The sequence below is a fragment of the Rathayibacter sp. AY1C4 genome, from assembly GCF_002932195.1.
Lineage (GTDB): Bacteria > Actinomycetota > Actinomycetes > Actinomycetales > Microbacteriaceae > Rathayibacter.
On record NZ_PSWE01000018.1, the window covers coordinates 69,615 to 76,979 of the forward strand.

The following is a 7,365-nucleotide window of genomic DNA, read 5'->3' on the forward strand; positions in this document are numbered from 1 at the left end:
ACGCCGGGGGAGCCGCGACGCATCACGGCTCCCCCGGCGGGGATCGGGTGCGATCAGGCGGAGGCGCCGGCCAGCTCGCGGACCGGGACCTCCTCGCGCAGGGCGCGGTTGACGGCAGAGACGATGGCCTTGAGGGAGGCGGTCGAGATGTCGGCGTCCACGCCCACGCCCCACAGGGTGCGGCCGTTCACCGTGCACTCGACGTACGAGGCGGCCAGCGCGTCGCCGCCGGCGCTGAGCGCGTGCTCGACGTAGTCGAGGACCCGGACCTCGACGCCCTGCTGCTCCAGCACGGCCTCGAAGGCGTTGATCGGGCCGTTGCCCCGCGAGCTGGCCGAGACGCGCTCGTCGCCCACCCGGAGGACCGCGTCCAGCGCGATGCTGCCGCCCAGATCGCTCGACGTGTTCGTGCGCAGCAGCTCGAAGCGGCCCCACTTCTCGTCGGCGCGCTCGGCGGGCGCGGGCAGGTACTCGTCCTGGAACACCGTCCAGATCTGCTCGCTCGTGACCTCGCCGCCCTCGGCGTCGGTCTTGGCCTGCACGACGCCCGAGAACTCGATCTGCAGCCGGCGCGGCAGGTCGAGCGCGTGGTCCGTCTTCAGCAGGTACGCGACTCCGCCCTTGCCGGACTGCGAGTTGACGCGGATGACCGCCTCGTAGGAGCGGCCCAGGTCCTTCGGGTCCACCGGCAGGTAGGGCACGGCCCAGGTGAGCTCGTCGACGCTGCGGCCGGTCCGCTCGGCCTCGGCCTGCATCGCCTCGAAGCCCTTCTTGATGGCGTCCTGGTGCGAGCCGCTGAAGGCGGTGAAGACCAGGTCGCCCGCCCAGGGGCTGCGCTCGGGCACGGGCAGCTGGTTGCAGTACTCGGCGGTGCGCTTGATGCCGTCCATGTCGCTGAAGTCGATCTGCGGGTCGATCCCCTGGGTGAAGAGGTTCACGCCCAACGCGACCAGATCGACGTTGCCGGTGCGCTCGCCGTTGCCGAAGAGGCAGCCCTCGATCCGGTCGGCACCGGCCAGGTAGCCCAGCTCGGCCGCCGCCACGGCCGTGCCGCGGTCGTTGTGGGGGTGCAGCGACAGCACGATGTTCTCGCGCTGCGCGAGGTTGCGGCTCATCCACTCGATCGAGTCGGCGTAGACGTTCGGGGTGGCCATCTCGACGGTGGCGGGCAGATTCAGGATGACCTTGCGCTCGGGAGTCGGCTCGAAGACCTCGACGACCCGGTCGCAGATCTCGCGGGCGAAGTCGAGCTCGGTGCCGGTGTAGCTCTCGGGCGAGTACTCGTAGTAGACGGCCGTGCCGGGGACGGTCGACTCCATCTCGCGGCACTTGCGGGCGCCGGCCAGCGCGATGTCGATGATGCCCTGACGGTCCTTGCGGAACACGACCTCGCGCTGCAGCACGCTCGTGGAGTTGTAGAGGTGCACGATCGCCTGGCGCGCGCCGCGGATCGACTCGTAGGTGCGCTCGATCAGGTGGTCGCGGGCCTGGGTCAGCACCTGGATGGTGACGTCCTCGGGGATCGCGCCCTCCTCGATGAGGCTGCGCACGAAGTCGAAGTCGGTCTGGCTCGCGCTCGGGAATCCGACCTCGATCTCCTTGTAGCCCATCCGGACCAGCAGATCGAACATGATGCGCTTGCGCTCGGGGCTCATCGGGTCGATGAGCGCCTGGTTGCCGTCGCGGAGGTCCACGGCGCACCAGCGGGGCGCGGTCGTGATGCGCTTCGACGGCCAGGTGCGGTCGGGCAGGTCCACGGCGATCAGCTCGTGGAAGGGACGGTACTTGCCGATCGGCATGGGCGACGGCTTCTGGTTGTTCAGCATGAGGTGCTCTCCCGGCGCAGCGGTGCGCACGTGTCTGTTCTCGCTCGTGACCGATCCCGCTCGCGTGCGGCTCCGCTGGTGGGCGGTGCCGGTCGGGCGGTCTCCCGGGGATCCGGATGCGGATCGACCTCGCGGGCGAGGGATGGTTCAGCCGACGACGGACTCCGCGACGAGGATGGCCTGAGGATCAGATCTCGTCGCGGCGGAGAAGGAGGAGCTGTCCGAAGCGCACCCGGTCAGGGTAGCACCGCCCCCGCGGCGCGTCACCCCGGCGTCCCGCGCTAGGAGACCAGGCCGTTCTCGTAGGCGTAGACCACCAGCTGCACGCGGTCGCGCAGGCCGAGCTTGCCGAGGGTGCGGCTGATGTGCGTCTTCACCGTCGCCTCGCTCAGGAACTCGGCCCGCGCGATCTCGGTGTTGCTCATCCCCCGCGCGGCCAGGTGGAAGATCTCGCGCTCGCGGTCGGTGAGGGTCGCGAAGGCGGGCGGGGTCTCGCGTCCGCTGCCCGCCGCCCCGAAGTGCTCGAAGAGCTCGCGGGTCGCGGAGGCGGCGACCACGGCGGTCCCCGCGTGCACGGTGCGGACGGAGGCGAGGAGGAAGCCGGGCTCCGTGTCCTTCAGGAGGAAGCCGCTCGCGCCCGCCCGGATGGCGCGCGCGGCCGCCTCGTCGAGGTCGAAGGTCGTCAGCACGAGGATGCGCGGAGGCTGGACCCGCCGCTCCTGCGCGTCCGCGAGGATCCGCCGGGTCGACTCGATCCCGTCGACGCCCGGCATCCGGATGTCCATCAGCACGACGTCGGGGGCCAGCCGCGCGACCAGCTCCGCGCCCTCCGCCCCGTCCGAGGCCTCGCCGACCACCTCGAGATCGGGCTGCGAGCCGAGCAGCATGCGGATGCCGGCGCGGAAGAGGGCCTGGTCGTCGACGAGGACGAGGCGGATGGTGTCGGTCATGCGGGGCTGCCTCCGGAGGCGAGGGGTGGGGCGGTGCGGGCGAGGGACGGGGAGGAGGGCAGGCGCGCGTCGACGACGAAGTCGTCCCCGACCGGGCCGGCGGCGAGCACTCCCCCGACGAGCGCGGCGCGCTCGCGCATGCCGACCAGGCCGTGGCCCTCGCCCGGCAGGGAGTCGCGCTCGACGTCGGCGCACCGGGCGTTGCGCACGGTCAGGGCGAGCTCGCCGCCGTCCTGGCGCAGGGCGATGTCGAGCGGCGAGCCCGGGCGGCCGTGGCGGAGAGCGTTCGTGGTCGCCTCCTGGGCGATGCGGTACAGGGCCAGACCGACGGCGCGCGGCACCGCCTCCAGGTCGACGGCGAGCTCGGCGCGGACGGGGGCTCCGGCTCCGCCCACGCTGTCGAGGAGGGCCGGCAGGTCGCGCGCGCCGGGCTGCGGGCCGTCGCTCTGCGAGTGCCGCAGCTGGGCGAGGAGCACGCGCACGTCGCCGAGGGCGTCCCGGGCGACGGAGGAGATGGTCAGCAGCGCGGCGTCGGTCTGCTCGGGGCTGGTGGCGCCGAGGTAGCGCGCGCCGTCCGCCTGCGCGATCACGACGGCGAGGGAGTGGGCGACGACGTCGTGCATATCGCGGGCGATCCGGTTGCGCTCCTCCACGGTGTCGAGCTCGCGCTGCGCCCGGGCGCGCTCCTGCTCGGCCTGCGCGCGCAGGGTCTGGCCCTCCCGCGCCCGGCGGACCGAGCGGGAGAGCAGTCCGATGGTCCAGGAGAGGCCGAGCGTCGCGAGGATCCCGCCGAAGGTGGCTCCGGCCGACAGGAGGCCGTCGTAGGCGCTCGCGACGAGGTCGAAGACGAGGACGAGGTAGACGACGGCGACCACGGCGCCGAGGACGGCCGACACCGCTCCCGCGATCCGCATCCGCCGCGACTCCGACGCGCCGGCGCCGAAGAGGACGGCCAGGATGGCCAGATCCGCGGGTCCGGGAGCGAGGCTCGCGCTCATCTGCAGGGCGGCACCGGCCCAGGCGATCGAGAGGGCGAGGACCGGGGACCGCCGGTGCAGCACCAGCGCGACCGCGAGCACGCCCGCGACCAGCAGCTGCATCGCGCCCTCCACCCCGGCGAACGGGAGGCCGGCGACGAGGAGGAGCACCAGCGCCTGACCACCGGCGACCCCCACCGCGAAGGGGTCCTGCGGCCCGGCGACCCGGGTCAGCAGCGCGTCGATCCGATCGCCCGCGAGGACCGGCGCCCGCAGCGCGTTGAGGTACACGAGGACCTTCGCCGCACCGAGCACGGAGGCGACCGCGAGAGCGACCAGGGCGAGGACCACGAACTCCACGCGCGCCGGGAGCCCGGACGGATCGAGCGGGCCGGAGAGGCCGAGCGCGACGGTGACGCCGCCGATCCCGGCGAGGATCAGGCCGCCCGCGAGCGCCAGGGCACGGGTCCAGGGGCCCACCCGGCGAGTCGTCTGCCAGAGGACGACCAGGCCGACGAGCACCCCGTCGACGGGGACGCCGCCGAGCAGGACGCCTCCGTCGGCGAGCGCGCCGACCGCGACGAGCGAGGGGGCGAGCGCGGGCAGGAATCCCGCGACCGCGAGGGCCAGCGCGAGCACGAGGCCGCCGGCGATCCGCTCGGTCGGAGTGACCCCGGTGAGCCCGAGCAGCAGGTGGAGGGCGGCGAGCAGCGCCCCGGCGATCGGCAGGGCCGCCGGTCGGTCGAGGAGGGCGCGCATGAGGATCACGCTACGGGTCCGCGCGCCCGGGGGCGTCGTCCTGGAGGGTGACCGCCGTCGTCCTCCGGCGTCAGAAGCCCAGGCGCCCCAGCAGCTTCGGGTCGCGCTGCCACTCCTTGGCGACCTTCACCCGGATGGAGAGGAACACGCGGCGGCCCAGCAGGCGCTCGATCTGCTCGCGGGAGACGGCTCCCACCTCGCGCAGGCGCTGGCCGCCCTTGCCGATGATGATGCCCTTCTGGCTGTCGCGCTCCACGAAGACGTTGGCGTAGATGTCGATCAGCGAGCCGTCCTCGCGCTCGACCATGTCATCGAGCGTCACGGCGAGGGAGTGCGGCAGCTCGTCCGACACGCCCTCGAGGGCGGCCTCGCGGATGAACTCGGCGATCCGCGAGGACAGGTCCTCGTCGGTCACCGCCTCCTCCGGGTAGAGGGCGGGCGAGACCGGCATCAGGCGCAGGAGCTCGACGGCCAGGACGTCCAGCTGCTCCTCGGTCACGGCCGAGATCGGCACGATCGTGTCCCACTCGCGCAGCTCCGAGACGGCGAGCAGCTGCTTCGCCACGGACTTCTTCGAGGAGAGGTCGACCTTCGAGACGATCGCGACCTTCCGAGCGCGCGGGAAGGAGTCGAGCTGCTCGTTGATGAAGCGGTCTCCCGGGCCGATCGGCTCGTCCGCGGGGAACAGCATCCCGATGACGTCGACGTCGCCGAGGGTCGAGGTGACGAGCGAGTTCAGCCGCTCTCCGAGGAGCGTGCGCGGCCGGTGGATGCCGGGGGTGTCGACGACGATCAGCTGGCCGTCGGTGCGGTGCACCACGCCGCGGATAGCGCGCCGCGTGGTCTGGGGCTTCGAGCTCGTGATGGCGATCTTCTCGCCGACGAGGGCGTTCGTGAGCGTCGACTTGCCCACGTTCGGGCGGCCGACGAAGGACACGAAGCCCGCCCGGTAGGGTGCGGCGGCGGGAGTGGTGTCGGTCATCGTGCGTCCTCGTGCTGATCGCCCGTGGCTCCGCGGGTGGGAGCCGTGCTCGGGCTGGGGGTGGTGGTGCCGCCGTCCGCGATGATCGCGACGGGGCCGGTGCCGGGCTCGCCGGCGGTGTCCAGATCGGGATCGCGGCGGACGATCACCGTGGAGATGGTCCCACGGCGCGGGTCCGCCTGCTCGGCCTCGAGCAGCACTCCGCCGATCCGCGCCGTCGCGCCGCGCTCGGGGAGGCGCCCGTAGGCCTTGGTCAGCAGTCCGCCGACCGAGTCGACGTCGTCGTCCTCGAGGTCGAGCTCGAACAGCTCGCCGAGCTCGTCCACCGGCAGGCGCGCCGAGACGCGGTAGACCCCGGGCGCCGTCTCCTCGAAGAGGTCGACCTCGCGGTCGTACTCGTCGGAGATGTCGCCGACGAGCTCCTCGATGAGGTCCTCCAGCGTCACCAGGCCCGCGATGCCGCCGTACTCGTCGACCACCATCGCGAGGTGGTTGGACTCGAGCTGCATCTGGCGGAGCAGCTCGTCGGCCTTCTTCGACTCGGGCACGAACAGCGCGGGGCGCGCGAGATCGGCGACCGTGTCGTCGTCGTCCGGCCGCTCGTAGGTGTGCCGGGCCACGTCGCGCAGGTAGAGCACGCCGAGGACGTCGTCGACGCCGTCGCCGATGACGGGGAGCCGGGAGATGCCGCGGCTCAGCAGGAGCCCCATGCCGGCGCCGACGGAGGAGGTCGCCTCGATCGTCACCATGTCGGTGCGGGGCACCATCACCTCGCGGACGAAGGTGTCGTTGAACTCGAAGATCGAGTGGATCAGCTCGCGGTCGTCCTGCTCGAGCACGTCCTGCTCGGTCGCCTCGTCGACCATGCTGAGCAGCTGCTCCTCGGAGGAGAACCCCGCCGAGCGCCCGGTCCCCGGCGTCACCCGGTTGCCGAGGGCCACGAGCCCGTGCGCGACCGGGCCCAGCGCGAGCCGGAGCACGTGCACGAGCGAGGCGCTGGTGGACAGGACCGCGCGGGCGTTCGCGCGCCCGACGCTGCGGGGGCTGGAGCCGACCAGGACGAACGAGACCGCCGCCATGATCAGGACCGCCAGCAGGAGCGCGAGCCAGAGCTGCGGGACCTCGACGACCAGCACCGTGGTGACGAACACCGCGGCCGTCGTCTCGGCCGCGATCCGCGAGAAGTTGACGACGTTGACGTGGGCGCTCATGTCGCCCGCGATCGCGCGGAGAGCGCGGGCGCTGCGGGAGTGCTGGGCCATGTCGAGCAGGTCGCTGCGCGAGAGGACGCCGAGTGCGGCGTCGGTCGCGGCGAACCAGCCGCCGACGGCGACGAGCGCGAGGGCGGCGATGAGGAGCTGGAGAGTGGGCACTGCGCGCTCTAGCGGCGTCGCTCGCTGATGTGGAAGCCGACCAGGATGTCGCGCTGGATGCCGAACATCTCGCGCTCCTCCTCCGGCTCGGCGTGATCGAAGCCGAGCAGGTGCAGGAGCCCGTGGGCGGTCAGCAGCTGCAGCTCGTCGAGCACGGAGTGGCCGGCCGACTCGGCCTGGGACTGCGCGACCTGCGGGCAGAGCACGATGTCGCCGAGGAGCCCCGCGGGGGTCTGCTCGTCCTCGGTCCCGGGACGCAGCTCGTCCATCGGGAAGCTGAGCACGTCGGTCGGTCCCGGCTCGTCCATCCACTGCACGTGCAGCTGCTCCATCGCGCCCTCGTCGACCAGCACGATCGCGAGCTCGGCGTCGGGGTGCACGTGGAGCGAGTCGAGCGCGTAGCCGGCGAGGCGCAGCAGGGCGGCCTCGTCGACGGGGACGCTCGACTCGTTGTTGATCTCGATGCTCACGGGGGCGGGTCTTCCTTCGGTTCGGGAG

General features: G+C 72.6%; 6 protein-coding genes. All 6 read right to left on the bottom strand.

What is annotated here, in order from left to right; translation table 11 throughout:
- Positions 1–53: 53 nt before the first annotated feature.
- The 6 genes from leuA to ybeY all read right to left on the bottom strand — a co-directional run bounded on the left by leuA (position 54) and on the right by ybeY (position 7,337).
- A complete protein-coding gene (leuA, locus tag C5C99_RS10730) occupies positions 54–1,826 on the bottom strand; it encodes a 2-isopropylmalate synthase (protein WP_104238221.1) in 1,773 nt (590 codons plus the stop codon).
- A gap of 281 nt (positions 1,827–2,107) precedes the next feature.
- Positions 2,108–2,776 (bottom strand): response regulator transcription factor, encoded by a 669-nt coding sequence (locus C5C99_RS10735; protein WP_104226697.1) that lies wholly within the window; start codon positions 2,774–2,776, stop codon positions 2,108–2,110.
- Positions 2,773–4,512: a sensor histidine kinase gene (locus tag C5C99_RS10740; protein WP_146085502.1), complete on the bottom strand. Its 1,740-nt coding sequence runs from the start codon at positions 4,510–4,512 to the stop codon at positions 2,773–2,775. The genes C5C99_RS10735 and C5C99_RS10740 overlap by 4 nt, the downstream gene beginning before the upstream one ends.
- A gap of 70 nt (positions 4,513–4,582) precedes the next feature.
- Positions 4,583–5,494 carry a GTPase Era gene (gene era, locus C5C99_RS10745; RefSeq protein ID WP_104223426.1) on the bottom strand — a complete coding sequence of 304 codons (912 nt, stop codon included), beginning with the start codon at positions 5,492–5,494 and terminating at the stop codon, positions 4,583–4,585.
- Positions 5,491–6,867, bottom strand: coding sequence for a hemolysin family protein (locus C5C99_RS10750; protein WP_104223425.1), 1,377 nt, complete (start codon positions 6,865–6,867; stop codon positions 5,491–5,493). Before C5C99_RS10750 ends, era begins: the two co-directional genes overlap by 4 nt.
- A gap of 8 nt (positions 6,868–6,875) precedes the next feature.
- On the bottom strand, positions 6,876–7,337 hold the full coding sequence (gene ybeY / locus C5C99_RS10755; RefSeq protein WP_104223424.1) for an rRNA maturation RNase YbeY: 462 nt from the start codon (positions 7,335–7,337) through the stop codon (positions 6,876–6,878).
- Positions 7,338–7,365 lie beyond the last annotated feature (28 nt).

Coding starts and splice junctions, on each gene's coding strand:
- leuA (WP_104238221.1), bottom strand. CDS start 1,826: ATGCTGAACAACCAGAAGCCGTCGCCCATGCCGATCGGCAAGTACCGT.
- C5C99_RS10735 (WP_104226697.1), bottom strand. CDS start 2,776: ATGACCGACACCATCCGCCTCGTCCTCGTCGACGACCAGGCCCTCTTC.
- C5C99_RS10740 (WP_146085502.1), bottom strand. CDS start 4,512: ATGCGCGCCCTCCTCGACCGACCGGCGGCCCTGCCGATCGCCGGGGCG.
- era (WP_104223426.1), bottom strand. CDS start 5,494: ATGACCGACACCACTCCCGCCGCCGCACCCTACCGGGCGGGCTTCGTG.